The 26719-nt window shown below is 73.5% G+C and carries 27 protein-coding genes; 2 read left to right on the forward strand and 25 right to left on the reverse strand.

Annotation, left to right across the window (positions count from 1 at the left end):
• Positions 1 to 4: 4 nt before the first annotated feature.
• The 10 genes from gmk to pyrR form a co-directional block, all read right to left on the reverse strand.
• Positions 5 to 556, reverse strand: coding sequence for a guanylate kinase (gmk, locus tag JK356_RS11335; protein WP_201867529.1), 552 nt, complete (start codon positions 554 to 556; stop codon positions 5 to 7).
• A gap of 36 nt (positions 557 to 592) precedes the next feature.
• The gene (locus JK356_RS11340) at positions 593 to 916 is read right to left on the reverse strand and encodes an integration host factor, actinobacterial type (protein WP_201867530.1); all 324 of its coding nucleotides are present in this window, start codon (positions 914 to 916) and stop codon (positions 593 to 595) included.
• 236 nt (positions 917 to 1152) lie between these two features.
• Positions 1153 to 2007 (reverse strand): orotidine-5'-phosphate decarboxylase, encoded by an 855-nt coding sequence (gene pyrF / locus JK356_RS11345; protein ID WP_201867531.1) that lies wholly within the window; start codon positions 2005 to 2007, stop codon positions 1153 to 1155.
• Positions 2004 to 3119: a quinone-dependent dihydroorotate dehydrogenase gene (locus JK356_RS11350; protein ID WP_201867532.1), complete on the reverse strand. Its 1116-nt coding sequence runs from the start codon at positions 3117 to 3119 to the stop codon at positions 2004 to 2006. Before JK356_RS11350 ends, pyrF begins: the two co-directional genes overlap by 4 nt.
• A 5-nt stretch (positions 3120 to 3124) precedes the next feature.
• Positions 3125 to 6436, reverse strand: a complete 3312-nt coding sequence (gene carB / locus JK356_RS11355) for a carbamoyl-phosphate synthase large subunit (protein WP_201867533.1) — start codon at positions 6434 to 6436, stop codon at positions 3125 to 3127.
• Positions 6429 to 7580, reverse strand: coding sequence for a glutamine-hydrolyzing carbamoyl-phosphate synthase small subunit (gene carA / locus JK356_RS11360; RefSeq protein WP_201867534.1), 1152 nt, complete (start codon positions 7578 to 7580; stop codon positions 6429 to 6431). The genes carB and carA overlap by 8 nt, the downstream gene beginning before the upstream one ends.
• A complete protein-coding gene (locus tag JK356_RS11365; protein ID WP_201867535.1) occupies positions 7577 to 8149 on the reverse strand; it encodes a hypothetical protein in 573 nt (190 codons plus the stop codon). The genes carA and JK356_RS11365 overlap by 4 nt, the downstream gene beginning before the upstream one ends.
• Entirely contained in the window at positions 8146 to 9453 is a 1308-nt protein-coding gene (locus JK356_RS11370; protein WP_201867536.1) for a dihydroorotase, read from the reverse strand. Before JK356_RS11370 ends, JK356_RS11365 begins: the two co-directional genes overlap by 4 nt.
• Positions 9450 to 10430 (reverse strand): aspartate carbamoyltransferase catalytic subunit, encoded by a 981-nt coding sequence (locus JK356_RS11375; RefSeq protein WP_201867537.1) that lies wholly within the window; start codon positions 10428 to 10430, stop codon positions 9450 to 9452. Before JK356_RS11375 ends, JK356_RS11370 begins: the two co-directional genes overlap by 4 nt.
• 77 nt (positions 10431 to 10507) lie before the next feature.
• Positions 10508 to 11092 (reverse strand): bifunctional pyr operon transcriptional regulator/uracil phosphoribosyltransferase PyrR, encoded by a 585-nt coding sequence (gene pyrR, locus JK356_RS11380; RefSeq protein ID WP_201867538.1) that lies wholly within the window; start codon positions 11090 to 11092, stop codon positions 10508 to 10510.
• Positions 11093 to 11300: 208 nt separating this feature from the next.
• Here pyrR and JK356_RS11385 point away from each other — a divergent pair, with 208 nt between their 5' ends.
• Positions 11301 to 11801 (forward strand): transcriptional regulator, encoded by a 501-nt coding sequence (locus tag JK356_RS11385; protein ID WP_201867539.1) that lies wholly within the window; start codon positions 11301 to 11303, stop codon positions 11799 to 11801.
• A 133-nt stretch (positions 11802 to 11934) separates the two neighbouring features.
• Here the strand turns inward: JK356_RS11385 and nusB are convergent, their stop codons facing one another.
• The 15 genes from nusB to rpsD all read right to left on the reverse strand — a co-directional run bounded on the left by nusB (position 11935) and on the right by rpsD (position 25834).
• The gene (nusB, locus tag JK356_RS11390; RefSeq protein WP_201867540.1) at positions 11935 to 12360 is read right to left on the reverse strand and encodes a transcription antitermination factor NusB; all 426 of its coding nucleotides are present in this window, start codon (positions 12358 to 12360) and stop codon (positions 11935 to 11937) included.
• 2 nt (positions 12361 to 12362) lie between these two features.
• On the reverse strand, positions 12363 to 12929 hold the full coding sequence (gene efp / locus JK356_RS11395) for an elongation factor P (RefSeq protein ID WP_201867541.1): 567 nt from the start codon (positions 12927 to 12929) through the stop codon (positions 12363 to 12365).
• Positions 12930 to 12993: 64 nt separating this feature from the next.
• On the reverse strand, positions 12994 to 14103 hold the full coding sequence (locus tag JK356_RS11400; RefSeq protein WP_201867542.1) for a M24 family metallopeptidase: 1110 nt from the start codon (positions 14101 to 14103) through the stop codon (positions 12994 to 12996).
• A gap of 76 nt (positions 14104 to 14179) precedes the next feature.
• A complete protein-coding gene (locus tag JK356_RS11405) occupies positions 14180 to 14998 on the reverse strand; it encodes an AAA family ATPase (protein ID WP_236671177.1) in 819 nt (272 codons plus the stop codon).
• Positions 14995 to 15435: a type II 3-dehydroquinate dehydratase gene (aroQ, locus tag JK356_RS11410; RefSeq protein ID WP_201867544.1), complete on the reverse strand. Its 441-nt coding sequence runs from the start codon at positions 15433 to 15435 to the stop codon at positions 14995 to 14997. The genes JK356_RS11405 and aroQ overlap by 4 nt, the downstream gene beginning before the upstream one ends.
• 52 nt (positions 15436 to 15487) lie before the next feature.
• Positions 15488 to 16612 carry a 3-dehydroquinate synthase gene (gene aroB, locus JK356_RS11415; RefSeq protein ID WP_201867545.1) on the reverse strand — a complete coding sequence of 375 codons (1125 nt, stop codon included), beginning with the start codon at positions 16610 to 16612 and terminating at the stop codon, positions 15488 to 15490.
• A complete protein-coding gene (locus tag JK356_RS11420; RefSeq protein WP_201867546.1) occupies positions 16609 to 17124 on the reverse strand; it encodes a shikimate kinase in 516 nt (171 codons plus the stop codon). Before JK356_RS11420 ends, aroB begins: the two co-directional genes overlap by 4 nt.
• The gene (aroC, locus tag JK356_RS11425; RefSeq protein WP_201867547.1) at positions 17121 to 18305 is read right to left on the reverse strand and encodes a chorismate synthase; all 1185 of its coding nucleotides are present in this window, start codon (positions 18303 to 18305) and stop codon (positions 17121 to 17123) included. Before aroC ends, JK356_RS11420 begins: the two co-directional genes overlap by 4 nt.
• Positions 18306 to 18408: 103 nt before the next feature.
• Complete coding sequence (locus JK356_RS11430; protein WP_201867548.1) at positions 18409 to 19257, reverse strand: shikimate dehydrogenase; 849 nt, start codon at positions 19255 to 19257, stop codon at positions 18409 to 18411.
• On the reverse strand, positions 19257 to 21065 hold the full coding sequence (gene mltG / locus JK356_RS11435; protein WP_201867549.1) for an endolytic transglycosylase MltG: 1809 nt from the start codon (positions 21063 to 21065) through the stop codon (positions 19257 to 19259). Before mltG ends, JK356_RS11430 begins: the two co-directional genes overlap by 1 nt.
• Positions 21066 to 21164: 99 nt before the next feature.
• Positions 21165 to 21629 carry a Holliday junction resolvase RuvX gene (ruvX, locus tag JK356_RS11440; RefSeq protein WP_201867550.1) on the reverse strand — a complete coding sequence of 155 codons (465 nt, stop codon included), beginning with the start codon at positions 21627 to 21629 and terminating at the stop codon, positions 21165 to 21167.
• Positions 21629 to 24295: an alanine--tRNA ligase gene (gene alaS, locus JK356_RS11445; RefSeq protein WP_201867551.1), complete on the reverse strand. Its 2667-nt coding sequence runs from the start codon at positions 24293 to 24295 to the stop codon at positions 21629 to 21631. Before alaS ends, ruvX begins: the two co-directional genes overlap by 1 nt.
• Positions 24295 to 24603, reverse strand: a complete 309-nt coding sequence (locus tag JK356_RS11450; RefSeq protein ID WP_236671143.1) for a DUF6167 family protein — start codon at positions 24601 to 24603, stop codon at positions 24295 to 24297. Before JK356_RS11450 ends, alaS begins: the two co-directional genes overlap by 1 nt.
• Before the next feature lie 6 nt (positions 24604 to 24609).
• Entirely contained in the window at positions 24610 to 25056 is a 447-nt protein-coding gene (locus JK356_RS11455) for a DUF948 domain-containing protein (protein WP_201867552.1), read from the reverse strand.
• A 166-nt stretch (positions 25057 to 25222) separates the two neighbouring features.
• A complete protein-coding gene (rpsD, locus tag JK356_RS11460) occupies positions 25223 to 25834 on the reverse strand; it encodes a 30S ribosomal protein S4 (RefSeq protein WP_201867553.1) in 612 nt (203 codons plus the stop codon).
• Positions 25835 to 25889: 55 nt separating this feature from the next.
• Here rpsD and JK356_RS11465 point away from each other — a divergent pair, with 55 nt between their 5' ends.
• Positions 25890 to 26714: a DUF2470 domain-containing protein gene (locus JK356_RS11465; protein WP_236671144.1), complete on the forward strand. Its 825-nt coding sequence runs from the start codon at positions 25890 to 25892 to the stop codon at positions 26712 to 26714.
• Positions 26715 to 26719 lie beyond the last annotated feature (5 nt).

Here is a 26719-nt window from a genome sequence, read left to right on the forward strand (position 1 = left end):
CGTTTCAGCTCACCAAGGCTAGCAGCTCGGCGACGACGTCCTCGACGGAGGTGTTGACCAGCGTGACGTCGAACTCCGACTCGGCGGCCAGCTCCGTGCGGGCCGCCGCGAGACGCTTCTCGATCACCTCGGGCGGCTCGGTGCCCCGCCCGCTGAGCCGGCGGACGAGCTCCTCCCAGCTGGGCGGGGCGAGGAACACCAGCCGCGCCTCCGGCATGGACTGGCGCACCAGGCGGGCGCCCTGGAGATCGATCTCCAGGAGCACGGGATCCCCCGCCGCCAGCCGTTCCATCACGGCGCGGCGGGGGGTCCCGTAACGGTGCCCGGCGAACTCGGCCCACTCCAGCAGTTCGCCGTTGGCGATGAGCTTGTCGAACTCCTCATCGTCCACGAAGTAGTACTGCGTGCCGTGCCGCTCTCCGGGACGTGGTCTGCGCGTGGTGGCAGAGACGGAAAGCCAGACCTCCGGATGGGCTTTGCGCAGGTGGGCGACGACCGTGCTCTTCCCGACCCCGGAAGGGCCGGAGAGCACCGTCAGCCGTGGACGATCGTTCATGCGGCGATTATCCCGGTTCCCGGCGGAGCCGGGAAATCAGGCCGTGCCGCCGCCGAACTCGCGCTCCAGCGCGGCGATCTGGTTGGAGCCAAGACCGCGGACCCGGCGGCTCTCGGAGATACCGAGCCGCTCCATGATCTGGCGAGCGCGGACCTTGCCGACGCCAGGCATCGACTCCAGCAGTGCGCTGACCTTCATCTTGCCGATGACATCGTTCTCCTGGCCCTGCTTGATGACCTCGTGCAGCGAGGCGCCGGAGTGCTTGAGCCGATTCTTGACCTCGGCGCGCTCCCGGCGAGCCGCGGCGGCCTTCTCAAGCGCGGCTGCGCGCTGTTCAGGGGTTAGGGGCGGAAGAGCCACGCCTACGTCACCTCGGGTGTCGAACTGTCGGATACGGAATCGGTGAGGAACCTAGTGGCCCCGCACCGGCGGAGCAACGAGCAACGCGCCCGGGTGCTCCGCTCTCGACGGAGACTAGCGGCCGTTGCGGCCTCAAGTCAGCGAGAATCGTCAAAAAGTCCTGGTCAGCCTCGGAACAATACGCTCTTTTCAGCCATATCACCACGCCGCTCGCGCCCCTGGCGCCCCCGGCGGGCTCAGCCGGTGGCCCCGAGGACGGCCGCGAGGCCCTCCGCCTGGCGGGCCGCGGCGGCCCGCAGCCCGGCGGGCGAGGGGCCGTGCCGCAGGATCTCCCTGCTGACGCTGGGCAGGACGTCGGGCAGCGCCTCGCCGAAGAGGCCGGGCAGGTCCGCCGCGGTGGCGCCCTGCGCACCGATGCCGGGGGCCAGCAGCGGGCCGTTGATGGCCAGCGGCAGCCCGGCGGCGTCCTCGGGGCGCAGCGTGGCGCCGACGACGGCGCCGAACGAACCCAGCGGCCGGGCTCCGGCGTTCTCGCGCGCGAGCGCGGTGAGCATCCGCGCGCCGAGCGTGCCGCCGCCCGGCGCGGTGGCCGTCTGCACCTCGGCGCCCTCCGGGTTTGACGTCCGGGCCAGCACGAACACGCCCGCGCCGTGGCGGCGGGCGAGGTCGAACGCCGGGCGCAGCGACTCGAACCCCAGGTACGGGCTGAGCGTCACGGCGTCGGCGCGCAGCGGGGCGCCGGGCGCCAGGTATGCCTCGGCGTACGCCGCCATGGTGGAGCCGATGTCGCCGCGCTTGACGTCGAGCAGCACCAGCGCCCCCGCCTCCCGCGCCTCGGCCACGGCCCGCTCCAGGACGGCCAGGCCGCGCGCGCCGTGCCGCTCGAAGAACGCGGACTGCGGCTTGAGCACCGCGACGCGGTCGGCCAGCGCCTCGACCACGGTGCGGGCGAAGCGTTCCAGCCCGGCCGGGTCGTCGGGCAGGTCCCAGGCGGCCAGCAGCGACGCGTGCGGGTCGATACCGACGCACAGCGGGCCCCGGGCGGCGGTGGCGCGGCGCAGCCGGGCGCCGAACGGCTCGGGGGCGCTCATGACCGCGCCTCGCGTGCCCCGGCGCCGGTGGCCTCCGCCAGCGTCGCGAACGGGCTGGCAGCCAGCCGCGCGGCCAGGCCCCGGTGGAGGGTACGGGCCCAGGCGGGGCCGCCGTAGATGAACCCGCTGTACGCCTGCACCAGCGTCGCGCCGGCCAGGATCCGCTCCCAGGCGTCGTCGGCGGTCTCGATGCCGCCGGCGCCGATGAGGGTCAGGCGGCCCTCGGTGCGCGCGTACAGGCGCCGCAGGACGTGCAGGGAGCGCTGCTTCAGCGGCGCGCCCGACAGGCCGCCCGGGCCGAGCGCGGCGACGGCCCTGGGCGGCGTGCGCAGGCCCTCGCGGCCGGTGGTGGTGTTGGTGGCGATGATCCCGTCCAGCTCCAGCTCGATGGCGAGGCCGGCGACGGCGTCGACGTCCTCATCGGACAGGTCCGGCGCGATCTTCACCAGCAGCGGGACGCGGGCGCCGGGCACCGCGCGGTCGGCGGCTTCGCGGACGGCCGTCAGCAGCGGGCCGAGCCGGTCGGCGGCCTGGAACCCGCGCAGGCCGGGGGTGTTGGGCGAGGAGACGTTGACCACCAGGTAGTCCGCGTGCGGCGCCAGCCGGGCGGTGGCCTCGGCGTAGTCGCGGGTGGTCTCGTCCTCCGGCACCGCCTTGGTCTTGCCGATGTTGATGCCCAGCACGGGACGGGGCCCCGGGCGGCGGGCAGCGAGCCGGGCGGCGACGGCGGCGGCGCCGTCGTTGTTGAAGCCCATGCGGTTGACCAGAGCGCGGTCGCGCGGCAGCCGGAACAGCCGGGGCCGCTCGTTGCCCGGCTGCGGCTGGTTGGTGACCGTGCCGGCCTCGATGAAGTCGAAGCCGAGCAGCGCCAGCTGGTCGGCGCCGACCGCGTTCTTGTCGAACCCGGCGGCCAGTCCGAGCGGCCCGGGCAGGTCGCGCCCGAACGCCCGCACCCGCAGGCTGGGGTGCGGGGGCGCGAACACGGCGCGCATCGCGTCGCGGACGCCGGGGATGCGGCCGGCGGCACGGATCGACCCGAACGCCAGGTGGTGAGCGCGCTCGGGGTCGATGCGGCGCAGCACCGTGCGGAAGAGCAGGGGGTAGACGGCCACGGCGGTCACCCGTTCCGCGCGTCGGTCAGCCGGCGGGCGTGCTCCTGCAGGGAGCACACGCTCACCTCGCCGCGGGTGAGGGCGTCGATGCCCTGCACGGCGGCGGCCAGGGCCTGCACCGTGGTCAGGAGCGGCACGCCGCGGGCGACGGCAGCGGTCCTGATGTCGTAGCCGTCCAGGCGCCCGCCGGTGCCGTAGGGGGTGTTGACGATGAGGTCGACGGCGCCCTCGTGGATGAGCTGGACGATGGTGGGCTCCCCGTTGGGCCCCGGGCCCTCGCTCTGCTTGCGCACGACGGTGGCGTGGATGCCGTTGCGCCGCAGGATCTCGGCGGTGCCGGAGGTGGCCAGCAGCTCGAAGCCGTGGTCGACGAGCGCGCGGGCGGGGAAGATCATGGCCCGCTTGTCGCGGTTGGCCACCGAGACGAAGGCACGGCCCTTGGTCGGCAGCGCGCCGTAGGCGGCGGCCTGCGACTTGGCGTAGGAGGTGCCGAACACCTCGTCGATGCCCATGACTTCGCCGGTGGAGCGCATCTCGGGACCGAGCACGGTGTCCACGCCCCGGCCGTGGACGTCACGGAAGCGCGACCACGGCATGACCGCCTCCTTGACGGAGATCGGGGCGTCCATCGGCAGGGTGCCGCCGTCGCCGTGCGCCGGCAGCATGCCCTCGGCGCGCAGCTCGGCGATGGTCGCGCCCAGCGAGATGCGGGCGGCAGCCTTGGCCAGCGGAACGGCGGTGGCCTTGGAGGTGAACGGCACGGTGCGGGAGGCGCGGGGGTTGGCCTCCAGCACGTACAGGATGTCCCCGGCCATCGCGAACTGGATGTTGATCAGGCCGCGCACGCCCACGCCGCGGGCGATCGCCTCGGTCGAGGCGCGGAGCCGCTTGATGTCGTGGCCGCCGAGGCTGATCGGGGGCAGCGCGCAGGCGGAGTCGCCGGAGTGGATGCCGGCCTCCTCGATGTGCTCCATCACGCCGCCCAGGTAGAGCTCCCGGCCGTCGTAGAGGGCGTCGACGTCGATCTCGATGGCGTCGTCGAGGAAGCGGTCGATGAGCACGGGGTGCTCGGAGATCAGGCCGGCGTGGTGGGTGAGGTAGTCGGCCAGCGCCGCCTCGTCGTAGACGATGCGCATGCCGCGGCCGCCCAGCACGTAGGAGGGGCGGACCATGACCGGGTAGCCGATGCTGGCGGCGATCGCCTTGGCCTCCTCGAAGGAGAACGCCGTGCCGTACTTGGGCGCGGGCAGCCCGGCCTCGGCCAGCACGCGGCCGAACGCGCCGCGCTCCTCGGCGAGGTTGATGGCCTCGGGCGAGGTGCCGACGATGGGCACGCCGCTGTCCTTGAGCGCCTGGGCCAGCCCCAGCGGGGTCTGGCCGCCCAGCTGCACCAGAACGCCGGCCACGGGGCCGGCCTGCTGCTCGGCGTGGACGACCTCCAGCACGTCCTCCAGCGTCAGCGGCTCGAAGTAGAGCCGGCCGGAGGTGTCGTAGTCGGTGGAGACCGTCTCGGGGTTGCAGTTGATCATGACGGTCTCGTAGCCGGCCTCGCTCAGCGCGAACGAGGCGTGGACGCAGGAGTAGTCGAACTCGACGCCCTGGCCGATGCGGTTGGGACCGGAGCCGAGGATGATGACGGCCGGGCGTTCGCGCGGGGCGACCTCCGTCTCTTCGTCGTAGGTGGAGTACAGGTAGGGGGTGCGGGCGGCGAACTCGGCGGCGCAGGTGTCCACGGTCTTGTAGACGGGCCGCACGCCCAGGGAGTGGCGCACCTCGCGGACGACGTCCTCGCGCAGGCCGCGGATCCGGGCGATCTGGGCGTCGGAGAAGCCGTGGCGCTTGGCGGTGGCCAGCAGGTCCGCGCTGAGCCGGTCGGCGGCGGCCAGGTCGTCGGCGATCTCCTTGATGAGGAAGAGCTGGTCGGTGAACCAGGGGTCGATGCCGGTGGCGCGGACGATCTCCTCGGGGGTGGCGCCCGCGCGGATAGCGGCCATCACGGTGCCCAGGCGGCCGTCGGTGGGGACGGCGGCCTGGCGCAGCAGGGCGTCCTTGTCGCCGGGCTCGCCGGTGAAGTCGAAGGGGGCGTCCTTCTTCTCCAGGGAGCGCAGGGCCTTGTTGAGCGCCTCGGTGAAGTTGCGGCCGATCGCCATGGCCTCGCCGACGGACTTCATGGTGGTCGTCAGCGACGGGTCGGCGCCGGGGAACTTCTCGAAGGCGAACCGCGGCGCCTTGACGACGACGTAGTCGAGGGTGGGCTCGAAGGATGCCGGGGTCTCCCCCGTGATGTCGTTGGGGATCTCGTCCAGGGTGTAGCCCACGGCGAGCTTGGCGGCGATCTTCGCGATGGGGAAGCCGGTGGCCTTGGAGGCGAGGGCGGAGGAGCGGGAGACCCGGGGGTTCATCTCGATGACGACGATGCGGCCGTCCGCCGGGTTGACCGCGAACTGGATGTTGCAGCCGCCGGTGTCGACGCCGACCTCCCGGATGACGGCGATGCCGATGTCGCGCAGGATCTGGTACTCGCGGTCGGTGAGCGTCATGGCCGGGGCGACGGTGATGGAGTCGCCGGTGTGCACGCCCATCGGGTCGAGGTTCTCGATGGAGCAGACGACGACCACGTTGTCGTTCTTGTCGCGCATCAGCTCCAGCTCGTATTCCTTCCAGCCGAGGACTGACTCCTCCAGGAGCACCTCGGTGGTCGGCGAGAGCGCGAGCCCCTGCCCGGCGATGCGGCGCAGCTCCTCCTCGTCGTGGGCGAAGCCGGAGCCCGCGCCGCCCATGGTGAAGGAGGGCCGGACCACGACGGGGTAGCCGCCGAGGCGCTCCACGCCCGCGAGCACCTCGTCCATGGAGTGGCAGATCACGGACCGGGCGGACTCGCCGTGGCCGGTGACCTCGCGGACGGCGTCCACGACGGCCTTGAAGCGGTCGCGGTCCTCGCCCTTGGCGATGGCCTCGACGCTGGCGCCGATCAGCTCCACGCCGTGGGCGGCCAGGACGCCGGACTCGTGCAGGGCGACGGCGGTGTTCAGAGCGGTCTGGCCGCCGAGGGTGGCCAGCAGCGCGTCAGGACGCTCCTTGGCGATGATCTTCTCGACGAACTCCGGCGTGATCGGCTCGATGTAGGTGGCGTCGGCGATCTCCGGATCGGTCATGATCGTCGCCGGGTTGGAGTTGACCAGGATGACGCGCAGCCCTTCGGCCTTCAGCACGCGGCACGCCTGGGTACCGGAGTAGTCGAACTCGGCGGCCTGACCGATGACGATCGGGCCGGAGCCGATGACGAGTACGGACGAGATGTCGCTGCGCCTAGGCACGCTGGCCCTCCATCAGGGACACGAAGCGGTCGAACAGGTAGCGGGCGTCGTGCGGGCCCGCCGCCGCCTCGGGGTGGTACTGAACGCTGAACGCCGGCCGGTCCAGCAGCCGCAGCCCTTCGACGACACCGTCGTTGAGGCAGACGTGGGAGACCTCGGCGCGGCCGTAGGGGGTGTCGGAGACGCGGTCGGTGGGCGCGTCCACGGCGAAGCCGTGGTTGTGCGCGGTCACCTCGACCTTCCCGGTCGCCCGGTCCATGACCGGCTGGTTGATGCCGCGGTGGCCGTACTTGAGCTTGAACGTGCCGAAGCCCAGGGCGCGGCCGAGGATCTGGTTGCCGAAGCAGATCCCGAACAGCGGGGTGCCGCGCTCCAGGACGCCGCGCATGACGGCGACGGGGTGGTCGGCGGCGGCCGGGTCGCCGGGGCCGTTGGAGAAGAACACGCCGTCGGGAGAGGCGGCGTAGATCTCGTCCAGGCTGGCGGTGGCGGGCAGGACGTGCACCTCGATGCCGCGCTCGGCCATGCGCTGCGGCGTCATGCTCTTGATGCCCAGGTCGACGGCGGCCACGGTGAACCGCTTGGCGCCGAGCGCGGGGATGACGTAGGGCTCCGTCGTAGCGACCTCGGCGGCCAGGTCGGCGCCGGCCATCTGCGGGGTGGCGCGGACCCGGGCCAGCAGGGTGGCCTCGTCGGCGAGGGCGTCGCCGGAGAAGATGCCGCACCGCATGGCGCCGCGCTCCCGCAGGTGGCGGGTGAGGGCGCGGGTGTCGACGCCGCTGATGCCGACGACGCCCTGGGAGGCCAGTTCCGCATCGAGGGAGCGGCGGGCGCGCCAGCTGGACGGGATGCGGGCGGGGTCGCGCACGACGTAGCCCGCGACCCAGATCCGGCCGGATTCCGGGTCCTCGTCGTTGACGCCGGTGTTGCCGACGTGCGGGGCGGTCATGACGACCACCTGGCGGTGGTAGGAGGGGTCGGTGAGGGTCTCCTGGTAGCCGGTCATGCCGGTGGAGAAGACCGCCTCGCCGAACGTCTCCCCGACCGCGCCGTAGGCGCGGCCGCGGAAGCTGCGGCCGTCCTCCAGGACCAGCATGGCGGGGGGCGCGCCGGCCCGGCCGGTTCCCTGCGTCGCGGTGGTCATCGTGCACCTTCCTTGTCACGTGCGTTGCTCAGCTCCGTCAGCGCCTCGACCCAGTCGGGGTGCTCGGCGGCGTGGTCGGAGCGGAAGCCGGAGTCGAGCAGCCGGTCGCCGTGCTGCCAGGTGATGACGAGCAGGGCGCCCTCGGTGAGGACCTTGCCGGCGATGCCCTTGTCGAGCCGGGCGCCGCGCAGGGCGCGGGCGGGGATGAGGAACCCGGGGGCGCCGGTCCGGGTGACCTCGACGCCGTGCGCGGTGAGCGCGAGTTCGGCGCGGCTCCTGGCGCCCAGGCCGTGCGCCACGATCCGGTCCAGCCACTGGCCGGCGCTGGTCGTGCCGTGGTAGCGGCCGGTCAGGCGCAGCCGGGGCTCGCCGTCCCCGGCGGCGCCGGCGGGGATGGGGGGAAGCGGCGGCAGGTCGCCCTGGAGGGTGGCGCGCCACTTCCAGCCCTCGCGCATCAGCCAGTACACGAGGGCGACGAACAGCAGCAGCCCGGCGACCCAGCCCAGGCGCGCGGCCCAGTCGGTGACCGGCTGGGAGGCGGGTCCGGCGATCAGGTGCGCCGCCGTCACACCAGCCTCCCGTCGAGCAGGGTCGCCCGGCCGCGCAGGAACGTGTGCACGACGCGGCCCGGCAGCTCCCGGCCCGCGTAGGGGGTGTTGGCGCTGCGCGAGGCGAACGAGGCGGGGTCGACCGGGGCACGGTGCGCCGGGTCGAGCAGCGTGAGGTTGGCGGGCTCACCGGGGGCGACGGGGCGGCCGTGCCCGGCGAGGCGGCCGATGGCGGCGGGGCGGCGGGACATGCGGTCGGCGACGCCCGCCCAGTCGAGCAGGCCGGTGTCGACCATGGTGTGCTGCACGACCGACAGGGCGGTCTCCAGCCCGATCATGCCCATGGCGGCCGCGCCCCACTCGCAGTCCTTGTCCTCCTGCGGGTGCGGGGCGTGGTCCGTGGCGACGCAGTCGATCGTGCCGTCCGCGAGCGCCTCGCGCAGCGCGCGCACGTCATCCTCGGTGCGCAGCGGCGGGTTGACCTTGTAGACCGGGTCGTAGGAGCGGACCAGGTCGTCGGTGAGCAGCAGGTGGTGCGGGGTGACCTCGGCGGTGACCTGCCAGCCCTTGGACTTGGCCCAGCGGATGATCTCGACCGAGCCGGCCGTGGAGACGTGGCAGACGTGCAGGCGGGAGCCGACGTGCGCGGCGAGGAGGGCGTCGCGGGCGATGACGGACTCCTCGGCGACCGCGGGCCAGCCCGCCAGGCCCAGCTCGGCGGAGACGGCACCCTCGTTCATCTGGGCGCCCTCGGTCAGCCGCGGCTCCTGGGCGTGCTGGGCGATGACGCCGTCGAACGCCTTCACGTACTCCAGGGCGCGGCGCATGGTGACGGCGTCGTCGACGCACTTGCCGTCGTCCGAGAAGACCCGCACGCGGGCGGCGGAGTCGTGCATCGCGCCGAGTTCGGCGAGCTGCTTGCCCTCCAGGCCCACGGTGACAGCGCCCACCGGCTGCACATCGCAGTAGCCGGACTCGCGGCCGAGCCGCCAGACCTGCTCGACGACGCCGGCGGTGTCGGCGACCGGGAAGGTGTTGGCCATGGCGTGAACGGCGGTGAAGCCGCCCGCGGCGGCGGCCCGGGTGCCGGTGAGGACCGTCTCGGAGTCTTCGCGCCCCGGCTCGCGCAGGTGGGTGTGGAGGTCCACCAGGCCCGGCAGCAGGACGAGCCCGTCGGCGTCGATGACGCGGGCGCCCGCGGCCTCGGCCCGCGCGCCGACGGCGGCGATGGTCTCGCCCTCGATGAGGACGTCGGCCGGGGCCGCGCCGAGGATGCGCGCGCCGCGGATCAGGGTCCGGGTGGTCGGGGTGTCGGTGGTGGTCACGCGCTCTCCTCGGGGCGGGTGGCGGTTTCGGCGGGGGCGGCGCCGCCCAGCAGCAGGTACAGGACGGCCATGCGGACGCTGACGCCGGCCCTGACCTGCTCGACGGCGGTGCAGCGCGGCGAGTCGGCGACCTCGGCGGTGATCTCCATGCCGCGGTTCATCGGGCCGGGGTGCATCACGATGGCGTGTTCGGGCATCCGGGCCATCCGGTCGGCGTGCAGGCCGTACCTGCGGGCGTACTCACGCTCCGTGGGGAAGTAGGCGGCGTTCATCCGCTCCCGCTGGACGCGGAGCATCATCACCGCGTCGGACGTGGCCAGCTGGGAGTCGAGGTCGTAGCTGACGGCGCAGGGCCACTTCTCCACGCCGATGGGCAGCAGTGTCGGCGGCGCGACGACCGTGACCTCGGCGCCGAGCGTGGTGAGCAGGTGGATGTTGGAGCGGGCCACCCGGCTGTGGAGGATGTCGCCGACGATGGTCACCCGGCGCCCGGACAGGTCACCGCCGGTGCCGTCGCCGTCCCTGGCGAGGCGGCGGCGGAGCGTGAAGGCGTCCAGCAGCGCCTGGGTGGGGTGCTCGTGGGTGCCGTCACCGCCGTTGACGACGCAGCCGCCGATCCAGCCCGAGGTGGCGAGGCGGTGGGGGGCGCCGGAGTCGTGGTGGCGGATGACGACGGCGTCGGCACCCATGGCCTCCAGCGTCAGGGCGGTGTCCTTCAGCGACTCGCCCTTGGCGACGGAGGAGCCCTTGGCGGAGAAGTTGATGACGTCGGCCGAGAGCCGCTTGGCGGCGGCCTCGAAGGAGATGCGGGTGCGGGTGGAGTCCTCGTAGAAGAGGGTGACGATGGTGCGGCCGCGCAGGGTCGGCAGCTTCTTGATCGGCCGGTCGGCGACGCGGGCGAGTTCCGCCGCGGTGTCGAGGATCAGCACGGCGTCGTCGCGCGTGAGGTCGGCGGCCGAGACGAGGTGGCGCTTCATCGGTGGCTTCCGTGTGTCTTCGTGGGGTGCGGCGGGCACGCTGGCGGCGCCGCGGCGGGGCCCGGGCGGTGCGGGCGTCAGCGGTGGCGCGTCCCGGCGGAGTCGCGCACACCCAGCAGGACGCGGTCGCGGCCGTCCTCCTCGGTGAGCTGGACCCTGACCGTCTCACGCAGCGAGGTGGGAATGTTCTTGCCGACGTAGTCGGCGCGGATCGGCAGCTCCCGGTGGCCCCGGTCGACGAGGACGGCGAGCTGCACGGCGCGGGGGCGGCCGATGTCGCCCAGTGCGTCCAGGGCGGCCCTGATGGTGCGCCCCGAGAAGAGCACGTCGTCGACCAGCACGACCAGCCGGCCGTCAACGCCTTCGGCGGGAATCTCGGTGCGCGCCAGCGCACGGGCGGGACGCAGCCGCAGGTCGTCGCGGTACATCGTGATGTCGAGGGAGCCGACGGGCACGGGGTGCCCGGTGATGTCCTCCAGCTTGGCGGCCAGCCGCCGGGCCAGGAAGACCCCCCGGGTGGGAATGCCGAGGAGCACCACGTCGCCGGCGCCCTTGGCGCGCTCGACGATCTCGTGGGCGATGCGCGTGAGCATCCGCGCGATGTCGGGGGCGTCGAGCACGGGGCGTGCCCGTGTCCCGCCCTCGCTGTCCTGAGTAGCCATGCGGAATGGACCTCCTTCCCCGCCTCACGGGACGGGCCTTAAAGGACGTCGGGTGAAACCACCGCCGAGCGTACCAGCAGGCAGGAAAGGCCCCGGCAGCGGGCGGCATCGCCGCAGGTCAGCGCGGACTCCCCGGCTTCCGCTTGACGGCGCTTATTACGCTGCGTAACCTCACTAAGAGTTACGAAGAAGCCGTCCGGGGAGACACATGTCCAGCGAATACGCAAAACAGCTCGGAACCAAGCTCCGCGCCATCCGTACGCAGCAGGGGCTGTCGCTCCACGGGGTTGAGGAGAAGTCGCAGGGCCGCTGGAAGGCGGTCGTGGTCGGCTCGTACGAGCGCGGCGACCGTGCCGTGACCGTGCAGCGCCTCGCTGAGCTGGCGGACTTCTACGGCGTGCCGGTGCAGGAGCTGCTGCCGGGCTCGACGCCGGGCGGTGCGGCGGAGCCGCCGCCGAAGCTCGTGCTCGACCTGGAGCGGCTGGCCACGGTGCCCAGCGAGAAGGCGGGCCCGCTCCAGCGCTACACCGCCACGATCCAGAGCCAGCGCGGCGACTACAACGGCAAGGTGCTGTCGATCCGGCAGGACGACCTGCGCACGCTCGCCGTGATCTACGACCAGTCGCCCTCGGTGCTCACGGAGCAGCTCATCAGCTGGGGCGTGCTGAACCCTGACGCCCGGCGGGCGGTGCAGACGGAGGAAAGCTGACTCCGGCTCCCCAGCGGTGCGCCGCACGCGGCCGGGTGGGAGAGGGGGCGGTCCGCGCCCCTCGGCCACCCGGCCGCACGCTTTGTGCCTGCGGTTGTTCCGCGGTCTGCCTGACGCTCTTCCTCAGCCTTCCTCAGCGGCGCAGGGTCGGTTTCAGATCCTTCAGGCGGCCCAGCAGGCCGTTGACGAAGGACGGCGACTCGTCGGTGGAGAACTCCCTGGCCAGGCGCACTGCCTCGTCGAGGACCACCGCGTCGGGAGTGCCGTCCTCCCAGATCAGTTCGAAGGCGCCGAGCCGCAGGATGTTCCGGTCCACGACGGGCATACGGTCCAGCGGCCAGCCGACGGCGTACTGCGCGATCAGCTCGTCGATGCGCTCGGCGTGCGCTGCGTAGCCTTCGACGAGCGTCATGGTGTACTCGCTGACCGGCGGGTGCCGGTCGTCGGTGCGGGCCAGCCGTATCCAGTCAGCAAGGACATCGGTGGGTGCGCTGCCGCGCTGGTCCGCCTCGAAGAGGATCTGCAGGGCGCGCTGACGGGCCTTGCTGCGGGCTGCCACGGTTAGCTGCTCACCCGGCCGAGGTACTCGCCGGAGCGCGTGTCGACCTTGATCTTCTCACCGGTGGTGATGAACAGCGGCACCTGGATCTCGTAGCCGGTCTCCAGCCGGGCCGGCTTGGTGCCGCCGGTGGAGCGGTCGCCCTGGACGCCCGGCTCGGTGTACTCCACAACCAGCTCGACGGCGGCGGGAAGCTCAATGAACAGCGGGTTCCCCTCGTGCATGGCGACCGTGCACTCCTGCCCCTCGAGCAGGTAGTTGGCGGCCTCGCCCACCGCTTCCGGCGTCATCTGGAGCTGGTCGAACGTCTCCGAGTCCATGAAGACGAAGTCGGCGCCGTCCTTGTAGGAGAACTGCATGGCGCGGCGGTCGACCGTGGCCGTCTCCACCTTGGTCCCGGCGTTGAACGTCTTGTCCACCACCTTGCCGGACAGCACGTTCTTCAGCTTGGTGCGGACGAAGGCACCGCCTTTGCCTGGCTTGACGTGCTGGAACTCGACGACGGACCACAGCTGGCCGCCGTCGAGCTTGAGCACCATGCCGTTCTTGAGGTCGTTCGTGGTGGCCACGGCCTGGAATCTCCTACCGACTGCTGCTTGGGCGACCAGGATCTCCCCCGCCGGCCCCGCTGGGTTACAGGGCGAGGAGTTCCTTGGTCGTGATCGTGAGTAGCTCGGGTCCGCCGTCCGCTGGGGGGCGGACGACCAGCGTGTCATCGATGCGGACACCGCCCCGCCCTGGAAGATGCACCCCCGGCTCGACGGTGACCGGCACGCAGGCGTTCAGTCTACCCATGGCCGCAGGTGACAGCCGAGGGTCCTCTCCGATTTCCAGCCCCACCCCGCGGCCCGTGACAGGTCCCAGCGCTGCGCCGTGCCCGGCCGCCGCCAGCAGGTCGCGGGCCGCGGCGTCCACCTCGCGGCACTCCGCGCCGGGCCGCAGCGCCTCCCGCGCGGCCCGCTGCGCCGCGAACACCAGGTCATACAGCTCGATCTGCCAGTCCGCGGGGCTGGTGCCGACGACGAACGTCCGGCCGATCTGGCAGCGGTAGCCGCGGAACCGCGCTCCCAGGCGGACGGTGAGGAAGTCGCCCTCCTCGACGCGGCGGTCGGTGGGCCGGTGCCCGGCGAGCCCGGAGTGGCTGCCGGTCGCCACCGACGTCGGGAACGCCGGGCCGTCGGCGCCGTGATCGATGAGGCGGCGCTCCAGCTCCAGCGCGAGGTGGCGCTCGGTGCGCCCGACCAGGATCGACTCCAGCAGTTCGCCCAGCGCGCGGTCGGTGATCTCCGCGGCGGCCCGGAGGGTGGCGATCTCGTCCTCGTCCTTGACCAGCCGCTGCTCCTCGACCGCGCGGCCCAGGTCCGTCAGCGGCAGGTCTGGGGCGGCGGCGGCCAGCGCCCGGTGGCGGGCGACCGTGAGGTGGTGCTCCTCCACCGCCGCCGCGGCCGCCCCCGCCGCGGCGGCCCGGCTCACCGCGGCCACGGCCGGGTCGGTGTCGCCGTCGAGCAGCACCGTGCGCAACGCCCCCTCCTCCCCGTCCGGCGGCGCGCCACCGGGCGCCGGGTGCCAGCGGCTCAGCAGCAGGTCCTCCCCCGTGTGCCCCACGAGCAGGGCCGAGTCGGGAGGGGCCTGCCCGGCCAGGTAGCGGACGTTGGCGGGCCGGGTGATGACCAGGGCCGTGCTGCCCGCTGGCGAGCAGCGGGCACGCAGCCGTGCGCGGCGGGCCGCGTGAACGTCTGACATGGCTTGAGCGTACGCACGCCCAGCGGCGCGGGCCGCCTTTAGCGCGTCCTATCGAGCGTGCGGCGCGCCGCCCCCGTCACCACTGCGGCGGGCTCGCCAGGCTGTGGGCGACCGCGTCGTCGAGCATGCGCGCGGTAGTGGCGACGTCGTGCCGCGAGTTGTCGATGATGGGGAGGCCCGAGCCGTACCAGCCGGCCATCCTGCCGTGGATGGTCGCCACCTCCTCGTCGGAAAGGCGGCGGGTGCCGGTACGGGCGGCGTTCCGCTCCAGCACGACCTCCAGGCCGGGCAGCAGGACGATCGGGATGAGGCCGGGGCCGACGTGCCGTTTCCAGCCGCCGAGGCCGACCGCGGGCCGGTCGGGGAAGACGGCGTCGTCGAGGATGCAGGAGATGCCGTTGGCGAGGAAGTTGCGCGCGGCGAAGCCGCAGGTGCGGCGGGCCAGCCGGTACTGGGCCTCGGAGCGGTCGTTCCAGCCGGAGCGCGGGTCGGCGAAGCCGGACCGCACCCACTCGCGCACGTCGTCGAGGCTGATGTGCGCGGTGGGCACCGGGCGGCGGTCGGCCCAGTAGCGGGCCACGGTGGTCTTCCCGGCGCCGGCCGGGCCTATGAGCAGAACGGCGACCCCGGCGTGCGCGACGTCCGGCGGCGCCGCCGCGGGCCCGGGCGCGGGCACCGCGCCGCCGGAGGGAAGCTGGAGAAAGCCCGTGCTGCCGCCATCGGACGGCGCGGGAGGTGGCGCTGGCATCCCATGCTGCTGCTGCATCAGGTCCCCACTCCGTACCTCGTCGGATCGTGCGCCGCGCGGCCGGTCACCTACCGTACCGCCTTGCCTGGCAGTCGGTGCAACGAGTGGCGGCGCCGGCGAGTGCCGGGCGCCGCCGCCCCGTTTCAGCTGGCCATCCCGCCCGCGACCGCGCGCAGGGCGAGGAGATAGGAGTCGATGCCGAACCCGGCGATAGTGCCGCTGGCCACCGCACCGACGACCGAGGTGTGGCGGAACTCCTCCCTCCGGTACGGGTTGGAGATGTGCACCTCGATCAGCGGCGCGGTGCGCTGGCTGGCGGCGTCCCGCAGGCCGTAGGAGTAGTGCGTGAACGCACCGGGGTTGAGGACGACGGGAACGGAGCCGTCGGCGGCCTCGTGCAGCCAGCGGATCATCTCCCCCTCGTCGTTGGTCTCCCGCACCTCCACCGCCAGCCCCAGCTCCTCGCCGAGCGCGGTGCACCGCTTGACCAGTTCCGCGTAGGAGGTCGAGCCGTACACGTCGGGCTCGCGGGAGCCGAGGCGGCCCAGGTTGGGACCGTTGAGCACCAGTACGGGGCGGCTCATGCGCCTTGCGTCTCCTCGTCGTCGGGTCGTCGTCAGGTCGTCAGAGCGCCGTTCAGGCGGCGATCTCGCCGTGTGCGGCCACCAGCAGCGCCGGGTCGGGGGCCTCCAGGATGGCCGGGCGCGCCAGGCCGTCCAGGACGACGAAGCGCAGCCGGTCGCCGCGTGCCTTCTTGTCGACCCGCATCGACTCCAGCAGCCGGGGCCACTGGTCGCCCCGGTAGGTCACCGGCAGGCCCACGGCGGACAGCACGGCGCGGTGGCGGTCGGCCGTCGCGTCGTCGAGGCGGCCGGCCAGCCGGCCGAGCTCGGCGGCGAAGACCATGCCGACGGAGACCGCGGCCCCGTGGCGCCACTGGTACCGCTCGTTGCGCTCGATGGCGTGGCCGAGGGTGTGGCCGTAGTTGAGTACCTCCCGCGGCCCGGCTTCCCGCAGGTCGCCGCTGACCACCTCGGCCTTGACCCTGATGGACCGCTCCACCAGCTCCTGGGTGTGCGGCCCGCCGGGGCCGCGGGCGGCCTCGGGGTCGGCCTCGATGAGGTCCAGGATGACGGGGTCGGCGATGAAGCCGGCCTTGATGACCTCGGCGAGCCCGGACACGTAGTCGTGCACCGGCAGGGAGTCCAGCGCCGCCAGGTCGCACAGCACCCCGGCGGGCGGGTGGAAGGCGCCCACCAGGTTCTTGCCCTCGGCGGTGTTGATGCCGGTCTTGCCGCCGATGGCCGCGTCGACCATGCCCAGGACGGTCGTCGGCACGGCGATCCACCGCACGCCGCGCAGCCACGTGGCCGCGACGAAGCCGGCCAGGTCCGTAGTGGCGCCGCCGCCGACACCCACGATGACGTCGGTGCGGGTGAAGCCGCTCTGGCCCAGCGCTGTCCAGCAGTAGGCGGCGACCTGGGAGGTCTTGGCCTCCTCGGCGTTCGGCACCTGGATGGCGATGGCCTCGTAGCCCTGCCCGGCGAGGTCGGCGCGCACGGTCTCGCCGGTCTCGGCCAGCGCCTCCGGGTGCACCACGGCGACCCGCTTGGCCTCTGGCCCGATCAGGCCGGGGAGTTCGCCCAGCAGGCGGCGGCCGACGACGACGTCGTAGGCGGCGGTGCCCGCGCTGGGGCCCACCGTGATCCGGGACGGGGCCCCGGCCGGTGCGCCGGCCGGGGCGTTCGGAGAGGTGGTCATGTGGTCGTGAGCTCCAATGCGTCGGCGACGGCCTGGGCGGCTTCCTCCGGGGTGAGGTCCTCGGTGCGCACCACCGCACGGGCGACCTCGGTGTACAGCGGGCGCCGCTCCTCCATCAGGGCGCGCCAGCGCTGGCGGGGGTTGACGGCGAGCAGCGGGCGCGGCGCGGACAGGCCCACCCGGCGGACGGCCTCGGCGGCCGCCACGTCGAGGAAGACCACCGGGTGCTGTGCCAGCAGCTCGCGGGTGCTCCGCCGGACCACGGCACCCCCGCCCAGCGAGACGACGCCGTCGTGCTCGCTGAGCGCGGCGCGGACCGCCTCAGCCTCCAGCTCGCGGAACGGTTCTTCTCCGTCCTCGATGATGATGTCGGATACGGACCTGCCCGTGGTGCGCTCGATGTCGGCGTCGGTGTCGCGCAGCGTGACGCCGAGCCGCTCGGCCAGGAGCGCGCCGACCGTCGACTTCCCCGAACCGGGCGGCCCGACGAGGACGGCGAGCGGGCCGCTCACCGGATCTCCATGTGGTCCAGGTACCCGGTGACGTTACGCCGGGTCTCGGCCACGCTGTCGCCGCCGAACTTCTCGGCCACGGCGTCGGCGAGCACCAGGGCCACCATGGCCTCGGCGACGATGCCCGCGGCCGGGACGGCGCAGACGTCGGAGCGCTGGTGGTGGGCGCGGGCGGGCTCGCCGGTGGTGACGTCCACGGTGCCCAGGGCCCGCGGCACCGTGGCGATGGGCTTCATCGCGGCGCGCACGCGCAGCAGTTCACCGGTGGACAGGCCGCCCTCGGTGCCGCCGGAGCGGCCGGAGGCGCGGCGGATGCCCTCAGGCGTCGGGGTGATCTCGTCGTGGGCCTGGGAGCCCGGGACGCGGGCGAGCTGGAAGCCGTCGCCGACTTCCACGCCCTTGATGGCCTGGATGCCCATGAGCGCCCCGGCCAGCCGGGCGTCGAGGCGGCGGTCCCAGTGGACGTGGGAGCCCAGGCCGACGGGCACGCCGTGGGCGACGACCTCCACGACGCCGCCGAGGGTGTCGCCGTCCTTGTGGGCCTGGTCGATGACCTCGACCATGGCCGCGCTGGCCTGCGGGTCGAGGCAGCGGACGGGGTCGGCGTCGAGGCGTTCGACGTCCTCGGGCCGGGGCACCATGCCGGCGGGGGCGGCGGCACCGCCCAGTTCCACGACGTGCGAGACGATCTCGATGCCCGTGGTCTCCCGCAGGTAGGAGCGGGCCACCGCGCCCAGCGCGACGCGGGCGGCGGTCTCCCGGGCGGAGGCGCGTTCCAGCACCGGGCGGGCCTCGCCGAAGCCGTACTTCTGCATCCCCGCGAGGTCGGCGTGGCCGGGCCGCGGGCGGGTCAGCGGGGCGTTGCGGGCCAGGCCCGCGAGCTCCTCGGCGTCCACCGGGTCCGCCGCCATGACCTTCTCCCACTTGGGCCACTCGGTGTTGCCCACCATGATGGCGACGGGCGAGCCGAGAGTGAGGCCGTGGCGCACACCGCCGAGGAAGGTCACCTCGTCGCGCTCGAAGGACATCCGGGCGCCCCGCCCGTAGCCGAGACGGCGGCGCGCCAGGGCGTCGGCGACCATCTCCGTGGTGACCGGTACTCCGGCGGGAAGCCCTTCCAGCGTCGCTACCAGTGCGGGGCCGTGGGACTCCCCCGCCGTCAGCCAGCGCAACCTGCTCAACGGTGCTCCTTGGGTACGCACTCGGGAACGTGGAACGTGCCTGGTACGCCTAGATCCTTTCACGAACCGGGGCCGTCCAGACGGGGCAGGCCGGTGAGCTGCGTTACTGCCGGGCGGTGGCGCCCCGCAGCGCGGCCTCGCCCGCCTCGCGCATCTCCCGCAGCGGCCCGGGCGCCTTGCCGGTCATCAGCTCGACCTGGAGCACCGCCTGGTGCACGAGCAGGTCGAGCCCGCCGATGACGCGCCCGCCGCGCGCCGCCCAGGCGGCGGCCAGCGGCGTCGGCCACGGGTCGTACAGCACGTCGAAGAGCGTGCCGGGCGCCTGGGGCACGCGGTCGGCGAGGCCGTCGGTCGCGCCCGCCGGGGTGGTGGCGATGACCAGCGGCTCGGCCAGGGCCCGGTGCGCCTCGCTCCAGTCGGCGGTGCGGACGGTGACGCCGAGCCGCTCGCCCCAGCCGCGCATCTCGGCGGCGCGGGCGGGGCTGCGGACGTAGGCGGTGACCTCGCCCTCGCAGATCCGGCCGAGTGCGGCCAGGGCGGACGAGGCGGTGGCACCCGCGCCCAGCACGGCGGCCCGTTCGACGCGGTGGACGCCGCGCTCACCGAGCGCCGCGACGAGGCCGGGGATGTCGGTGTTCTCGCCGCGGCGGCGCCCGCCGGGCCCGAAGACCACCGTGTTCACGGTCTGCACGGACGCGGCGGTCTCGCTGATCTCGTCGAGCAGCGGCAGGACGGCGCGCTTGAGCGGCATGGTCAGCGACAGGCCGGCCCAGTCGGGGCCCAGGCCCGCTATGAACGGGGCCAGGCGCTCCTCGTCGACCTCGTACCGCCCGTAGCTCCAGCCGGTGAGGCCGAGCGCCTGGTAGGCGGCGCGGTGGAGCGCCGGGGAGAGGGAGTGGGCGATGGGCGAGCCGAGGACGGCGGCCCGGCGGGCCGGTGGCGCGGAGGTCATCAGCCGTTTCCTTCCTGCTCCGAACGGTTGCGCTGTGCCTCGTTGAAGTCCTGGACGTTCTGCTCGTGTTCCTCCGGGTCGGCCGTGAAGCGGGTGTCACCTTCGCTGACGGTCACGAAGTACAGCCAGTCCCCCGGGGTCGGGTTGAGCGCGGCCTCCAGGGCCTGGTGGCCGGGGTTGCAGATCGGGCCGGGAGGAAGGCCGTACTCGACGTAGGTGTTGTACGGCGAGTCGATCTGGGTGTCCTCGATGGAGACATCGAGCGTGGAGCGGCCCAGCGCGTAGTTGACCGTCGAGTCGAACTGGAGCCGCATGTCGATCTCGAGCCGGTTGGCGATGACGCGGGAGACCTTGCCGAAGTCCTCGTCCTCCTGTGCTTCGGCCTGGACCAGGGAGGCGGTGACGAGCGCCTCACGCGGCGTCATGCCGGCCTCGGCGGCGGCCGATTCGAGATCGATCTCCTCGAACTCGGCCTCGGCGTGGTCGATCATGTCCCGCAGCACGTCCTCGGGAGTCGTCTCCTGGCCCACAGGATAGGTCGAGGGGAACAGGAAGCCCTCGGGGTCGCCCTCGGCCCAGTCCGGCAGGCCAAGGTCCGCCTCTTCGGCGACCTGCTCGGTAGTGCCCTCGTCCAGGCCGAGCCGCTGGTCGATCGCGGCGTAGACCTGGGTGGCCCGCCAGCCCTCGGGGATGGTGAGGTTGTTCCGCGAGGCGGGGTCGGTGAGCATCTCGAGCGCGGCCTCGGCGGACATCCGCTCGCGCAGGGTGTAGACGCCGGGCTGGATGCCGCTGGCGGCCTCCTCGTTGGCCAGGGCGACGTCGACGAACGCCTCGGCGCTGCGGACGACGCCGTTCTCGTAGAGGACAGCGGCGATGTCGGCGGCCGAGGAGCCCTGGGCGATCTCGATCTGGATCTCGCCCGTGCCGCGCCCCTCGTAGTCGGGCGCCGGCCCGAAGCGCTCCTGGTACTCCTGGTAGCCGAAGTAGCCGACGGTGCCGATGCCGCCGACGAGGACCGCGGCGAGGGCGAGACAGCCGCAGCCCGCCCGCCGCTTGCGGGGTCTGCCGCCGCGCCGGCCCGCGCGGCCGGTCGTGCCGCCGCCGTCCCTGCCGTCGTCCCGGTCGTCCTCGTCATCGCGGCGGGAGAAGAAGTCACGCTCGCCCTGGTCAGGGCCGGGGTCCCAGCCGGTCTCGGGGTCGGGGCCCTCCCCCGCCCGGTGGCGGTCCCCGGGACTGCCCTGGCCGCCGTCGCGGCCGGGGGCGTAGCCGCCCCCCTGGCCCGGTCCACTGTCCGGGCCACTGTCCGGGCCGGGACCGGAGCCGTGGCCGGCGGCGTAACCGTCATAGCTGTCATAGCCGTCGTAGCCGCCGCGGCCGTCGCCGTGCGCCCCGGGGAGCCCGTCGTAGGGGCCGGGCTGCTGCACCTGGTGCGGCGCCTGCTGGAACGGCTCGGGTCCGTGGTCCTGCGGCGTCTGCGGCGGGTGCCCGGACGCGGCCGGGAACTGCTGGGTGGCCGGGTAGCCGGCCTGCTGCGCCGAGGCATCGAACTGCCCCTGGTACTGCTGGCCGTAGGGGTCCTCCGGGTAGTAGTGCCCCGGGGCACCGGCGTCCGGGGCGCCGCCGGGCTGCGGGTAGTACTGCTGCTGGCCGCCGTAGGTGTCCCAGGAGTCCTGCGCCGGGTCCTGCTGGCCCTGCGCCTGGTGGGGCGCGGCGGTGCCGTGCTCCCCCTGCCAGCCTGGCCGGTCCCCGTACAGCGGGTCGTCGGAGTACCACGATTCGGAGCCAGTGCCCCGGCCATAGTCAGTCATCGGTCCCCTTGTGACGGGTGTCGGCCACGCGTCTCCCCCCGCCAGGCGGCCGGGCACGCGGACGGCTGCCGTGTCGCGCCGAACGTTACCGTATCGCGATCAGACAACCACCTCGACGCACTCCCCTGGCGGGCGCCCGGACAGCCGCTCCGCTTCGAGCGCGCTCTGCAGGATCACGACGGCCGCGGCCTGGTCGATGCGCGAACGGCCCCGCTTGGCCGAGACGCCTGACATCCGCATGTCACGGGCGGCTGTCACCGTGGACATCCGCTCGTCGACCAGCCGCACCGGAACCGGGGCGACGCGGCGGGCAATCCGCTGGGCGAGGGCCCGCGCGGTGGCGGCTGCGCGGCCCTCGGTGCCGTTGAGCGACCGCGGCAGCCCGACGACGACCTCGATCGGTTCATACTCCGCGACGAGCTGCGACAGGCGGCGCAGGGCGGCGGGAGTGTCCCGCGCGGGCACGGTCTCCACCGGCGTCGCCAGCAGACCGTCCGGATCGCACGAGGCGACGCCGATGCGGGCCGCGCCCGCATCGACGCCGAGCCTGCGGCCGCGGCGCATCACGCCTCCCTGACGAGGCGTTCGACGGTCTCGAGCGCCTGGTCGATGGCGGCCGGGTCCTGGCCGCCGCCCTGGGCGAGGTCGGGCTTGCCGCCACCGCCGCCGCCGAGCGCCCGGGCAGCGGCGCGCACCAGGTCGCCCGCCTTCAGGCCGCGTTCGCGGGCGGCGTCGTTGGTGGCGATGACGGTGAGCGGGCGGCCCTTGGTGACGGTGAAGAGGGCGACCACGGCGGGCCGGCCGCCGGTGATGCGGCCGCGCACGTCCAGCACGAGCGTGCGCAGGTCCTCCGGCGTGGTGCCGTCGGGCACCCGGCCGCTGGCCAGGGCGACGCCGTTGACGTCCCGCGCGGACTCGGCCAGGCCGCCGGCGGCCTGGAGCACCTTCTCGGCGCGGAACCGCTCGATCTCCTTCTCGGCTTCCTTCAGGCGGGCCAGCATGCCGGCGACCCGCTCCGGCAGCTCCTCCGGGCGGCCCTTCATCAGCTCGGTCAGCTGGGCCACGACCGTGTGCTCGCGGGCCAGGAAGCGGTACGCGTCGGTGCCGACGAGGGCCTCGACCCGCCGCACGCCGGAGCCGATGGACGACTCGCCCAGCAGCTTCACCAGGCCGAGCTGGGCGGTGTTGTGCACGTGGGTGCCGCCGCACAGCTCCTTGGAGTAGTCACCGATGGTGACGACGCGGACCTGGTCGCCGTACTTCTCGCCGAACTCGGCGATGGCGCCCTGCCGCTTGGCCTCCTCCATGGGCATCACCTCGGCGGTGACGTCCAGTTCGCGGGCCAGCACCTCGTTGATCTTCTGCTCGACGTCCAGCAGCACCGGCGTCGGCACGGCCGACGGCGAGCCGAAGTCGAAGCGGAAGCGCCCGGGAGCGTTCTCCGAGCCCGCCTGGGCGGCGGTGGGGCCGAGAGCGTCGCGCAGCGCCTGGTGCGTCAGGTGCGTGGCGCTGTGGGCGCGGGCGATGGCCCGGCGGCGCGCGGTGTCGATCTGGCAGTACACCCCGGCGCCGACGGTGACCTCGCCGACCTGGACGACGCCCTTGTGCACGCTGACGCGGGGCACGGGCTGCTGCACGTCGCGCACCTCGATGACGGCGCCGTTGTCCGCCTTGATGCGGCCGGTGTCCGGCTGCTGGCCACCGCCCTCGGCGTAGAACGGGGTGCGGTCGAGCACGACCTCGACCTCGTCGCCCTCGTGCGCCGCGGGAGAGCTCACGCCGTTGACGAGGAGGCCGACGATGCTGGCCTCGCCCGCGGTGTGGGTGTAGCCGGTGAACTCGGTGCCGCCGGACCGGTCCGCGATCTCGCGGTAGGCCGTCAGGTCGGCGTGGCCCTGCTTCTTGGCGCGGGCGTCGGCCTTGGCGCGCTCGCGCTGCTCCTTCATCAGGCGGCGGAAGCCGGCCTCGTCCACGGACAGCCCCTGCTCGGCGGCCATCTCCAGGGTGAGGTCGATGGGGAAGCCCCAGGTGTCGTGGAGCAGGAACGCCTTGTCGCCGGGGAGCACCGCGGAGCCGCGGGCCTTGGTCTCGGACACGGCGGCGTCGAAGATGCCGGTGCCGGCGTTGAGGGTGCGCAGGAAGGCGGCCTCCTCGGCGAGCGCGACCGTCTCGATGCGCTTGCGGTCGGTCAGCAGCTCCGGGTACTGCTGGCCCATCGACTTCAGCACGACGTCGGCGAGGTCCGCGACGACCGGGCCGGTGGCGCCGAGGATCCGCATGTTGCGGATGGCGCGCCGCATGATGCGCCGCAGCACGTAGCCGCGGCCCTCGTTGCCCGGCGTGACGCCGTCGCCGATGAGCATCATGGACGTGCGCATGTGGTCGGCGACGACGCGCAGCGAGACGTCCTGGCGCTCGTCGGCGCCGTAGCGGGTGCCGGTCAGCTCGGCGGCGCGGTCGATCACCACGCGCAGCGTGTCCGTCTCGTACATGTTGCGGACGCCCTGCAGCACCATCGCCAGGCGCTCCAGGCCGAGGCCGGTGTCGATGTTCCGGGCCGGCAGGTCCCCCAGGATCGGGTAGTCGTCCTTGCCCTCGCCCGGCCCGCGCTCGTACTGCATGAACACGAGGTTCCACAGCTCCACGTAGCGCTCGTCGTTGACGGCGGGGCCGCCTTCGGGACCGAACTCGGGGCCGCGGTCGTAGTTGATCTCGGAGCAGGGGCCGCAGGGACCGGGCACGCCCATGGACCAGAAGTTCGAGTCCATGCCAAGGCGCTGGATCCGCTCGGCGGGCACGCCGATCACGTCCCGCCAGATCTGCTCGGCCTCGTCATCGCGCTCGTAGACGGTGATCCACAGCCGCTCGGGGTCCAGGCCGTAGCCGCCGTCGTCAACGGAGGTGGTGAGCAGCTCCCAGGCGAAGCGGATGGCGCCTTCCTTGAAGTAGTCGCCGAAGGAGAAGTTGCCGCACATCTGGAAGAAGGTGCCGTGACGGGTGGTCTTGCCGACCTCCTCGATGTCCGGCGTGCGGACGCACTTCTGCACGCTCACGGCCCGCCGGTACGGCGGTGTGGCCTCGCCGAGGAAGTAGGGCTTGAACGGCACCATGCCCGCGTTGACCAGCAGCAGCGTCGGGTCGTCGGCGATCAGCGACGCCGACGGCACGACGGTGTGCCCGCGCTTCTCGAAGAAGCTCAGCCAGCGGCGGCGGATTTCAGCCGACTCCATCAGTGGTCCTCTTTTCGGGTCGTCAGGGTGGTGCGCGTGAGCGGGGTGACGGGAAGGGTGCGGGGACGGGCCGTCTCGCTGTCCGGGGTCAGGCCCAGCGCCTGGTTCAGCTCGTCCTCGCGCTGGGCCATGCCGGCCCGCACGTCGTGCGCGAACGCGCGGACGCGCCGGCCGGCCGCGGCGGCACGGCCCGCGGCCTGTGCGGGAAGGCTGTCGGGCGCCAGGCCGCGCAGGGTGCGCTGGACCTTGGTGGTGGCCCAGATACCGGCGGCGGCGCCTGTGGTGAACCAGAAGGCGCGGCGGAACATGGCGGGTCAGTCCTTTCCCCTCAGGCGCCGCTGCCGGCGCCCTGTGCGAGCCCGCCGCGCGGGCGGAACGGCCCGGATCGCGGCGGCGCGCCCGTCGGGCGTGTCCCGGCCGCGGCGGGCGAGTGCCTGGCGGACCCCGAACCCGAACGCGGCGACCTTGACCAGCGGGCCGCCGAAGGCGGTGGCCACCGTGCTGGAAAGCGCGGAAGCATTGGCGGCGGCGTCCTGGACGTCCGTGGTGATGCTGTCCACCCGGTCCAGCTGCTCCTGGGCCGAGCGGACGGTCGCGGACGCCTCGCCGAGCAGCGGGACGGCGCGCTCGGTCACGTGGTGCACCAGCGTGGTCGCGGCCCTGAGCACCTGGGCCAGCCTCGCCAGCACCACGGCGAGAAAAGACACCAGGATGGCCCAGAAAACGGCCACCAGGAGACCGGCTACCTCGCCACCGGACACGTGCTCCGCTTCCCTCGTCTGCGTCCTGCCGGACGGGTCGTCTGGGGTTCTGGGCCGCCGCAGCCCCGGCCGGAGGCCGCGTGGGCGTGACAGCGCGGCGGCGGACAGGAGACGACCTTATCGCGCCCCGGGGACTGGCCCGTACCGGATTCCGGGAGCGGGGCGGTCAGCGGGCGTAGTACTCGACCACCAGCTGCTCGTCGCAGACCACCGGGACCTCGCGGCGGACCGGGGTGCGGTCCAGCCGGAACGCCAGGGCGGGGAGGTTGACCTCCAGGTAGCGGGGCGTCTCGCCGTCCGTCGCGTACCCGCCCTCGCGCGCGACGAGGAACGGGTGCTTGCCGCGGCTGCGCTCGCGGACGGTCACGACGTCGTCCGGGCGGACGCGGAAGGACGGCTTGTCGACCTTGGCGCCGTTGACCGCGATGTGGCCGTGCACGACCATCTGGCGGGCCTGGTAGATGGTGCGGGCGAAACCGGCGCGCAGGACCAGCGCGTCGAGCCGGCGCTCCAGCTCGGCGATGAGCGCCTCGCCGGTCTTGCCCTGCACCTTGCGGGCGCGCTCGTAGGCACGGACCATCTGGCGCTCGCTGATGTCGTACTGGGCGCGCAGCCGCTGCTTCTCCAGCAGGCGGACCTTGTAGTCACTGGTCTGCTTCCGGCCGCGTCCGTGCTGCCCGGGAGGGTAGGGACGGCGCTCGAGGTGGCCGGCAGCCTTGGGGGTCAGGGCCACGCCGAGGGCGCGGGACTTCCTGACCTTGGGACGCGACTGGTTCACGGTGGACAGACCTCCCTGTAAGTTAGGTAAGGCTTACCTTATCTGAGGAGATCGCATGGTCCGACCTGGGAGGCCCGTGCGGAACGACGGCCCGCCGCGGTCCGGCGAGTCCGCCCGGCGGCCGGCCGCCGCCGAACGCGTACGCACCCTCGTGGAGTCCAACGCCTCCGGCGCCCTCACGATTCCTGGCCTGGCCGCCGGCGCCCGGGACGACCAGGCGCTGGGCCACAGCCCGCCGGAGGTCCGTGCCGTGGCGCCGTCGGGCGACATCTACCTGCTGGTGCCGGCCGGTTCGCCCGCCGCGCGGGCGGCCGCGCACGCGGCCGGCGAGGAGCTGGCCGCTGTGATGGACCTCACGGATGTCGCACCGGTCTCCGTGCCCCACCGGATCCGGGGCCGCGGCTGGATCGCCGGCTGGCTGACCGCCGCCCGGCGCAGCGAGCGGGCCTGGGCCGGCGCCCTGCTGGCCCGGCGGCACCCCACCGGGCCGATGGAGGGCCCGCACTGGGCGCTGCTGCGGATGGAGATGGGCGAGGGCTACACCGACGACCTGTGGGGCGCGGCCCGCGTCGGACCCGAGGAGTTCGCCGCCGCCGAGTCCGACCCGGTCTCCCGCCACGAAGCCGACCTGCTCCAGCACCTCGCGTGCTGCCACGGGGAGCGGCTGGCGGGGCTGGCCGGTCTCCTCAGCGAGGAGGAGCGCGGCAGGACCCAGGGCCGCCGCGTGGTGCCGCTGAGCCTCGACCGCTTCGGCCTGCGGGTGCGTTTCTGCGGCGCCGGCCCGGGCTGCTACGACGCGCGCTTCGACTTCCCGGAGCCGGTGCGGGACGCGGCCGGGCTGCGGCGCGCGCTGCGCCGCCTGCTGGACGCCGCCGCGTAGCGGCC

This window comes from Streptomyces sp. 7-21, from assembly GCF_016741785.1.
Classification (GTDB): Bacteria; Actinomycetota; Actinomycetes; order Streptomycetales; family Streptomycetaceae; genus Streptomyces.

Bases quoted from the DNA above. Each gene is read 5' to 3' on its own strand.
- gmk (WP_201867529.1), bottom strand. From the start codon at position 556: ATGAACGATCGTCCACGGCTGACGGTGCTCTCCGGCCCTTCCGGGGTC.
- pyrF (WP_201867531.1), bottom strand. From the start codon at position 2,007: ATGAGCGCCCCCGAGCCGTTCGGCGCCCGGCTGCGCCGCGCCACCGCC.
- carA (WP_201867534.1), bottom strand. From the start codon at position 7,580: ATGACCACCGCGACGCAGGGAACCGGCCGGGCCGGCGCGCCCCCCGCC.
- JK356_RS11375 (WP_201867537.1), bottom strand. From the start codon at position 10,430: ATGAAGCGCCACCTCGTCTCGGCCGCCGACCTCACGCGCGACGACGCC.
- pyrR (WP_201867538.1), bottom strand. From the start codon at position 11,092: ATGGCTACTCAGGACAGCGAGGGCGGGACACGGGCACGCCCCGTGCTC.
- JK356_RS11385 (WP_201867539.1), top strand. From the start codon at position 11,301: ATGTCCAGCGAATACGCAAAACAGCTCGGAACCAAGCTCCGCGCCATC.
- JK356_RS11400 (WP_201867542.1), bottom strand. From the start codon at position 14,103: ATGTCAGACGTTCACGCGGCCCGCCGCGCACGGCTGCGTGCCCGCTGC.
- aroQ (WP_201867544.1), bottom strand. From the start codon at position 15,435: ATGAGCCGCCCCGTACTGGTGCTCAACGGTCCCAACCTGGGCCGCCTC.
- aroB (WP_201867545.1), bottom strand. From the start codon at position 16,612: ATGACCACCTCTCCGAACGCCCCGGCCGGCGCACCGGCCGGGGCCCCG.
- JK356_RS11430 (WP_201867548.1), bottom strand. From the start codon at position 19,257: ATGACCTCCGCGCCACCGGCCCGCCGGGCCGCCGTCCTCGGCTCGCCC.
- mltG (WP_201867549.1), bottom strand. From the start codon at position 21,065: ATGACTGACTATGGCCGGGGCACTGGCTCCGAATCGTGGTACTCCGAC.
- ruvX (WP_201867550.1), bottom strand. From the start codon at position 21,629: ATGCGCCGCGGCCGCAGGCTCGGCGTCGATGCGGGCGCGGCCCGCATC.
- alaS (WP_201867551.1), bottom strand. From the start codon at position 24,295: ATGGAGTCGGCTGAAATCCGCCGCCGCTGGCTGAGCTTCTTCGAGAAG.
- JK356_RS11450 (WP_236671143.1), bottom strand. From the start codon at position 24,603: ATGTTCCGCCGCGCCTTCTGGTTCACCACAGGCGCCGCCGCCGGTATC.
- JK356_RS11465 (WP_236671144.1), top strand. From the start codon at position 25,890: ATGGTCCGACCTGGGAGGCCCGTGCGGAACGACGGCCCGCCGCGGTCC.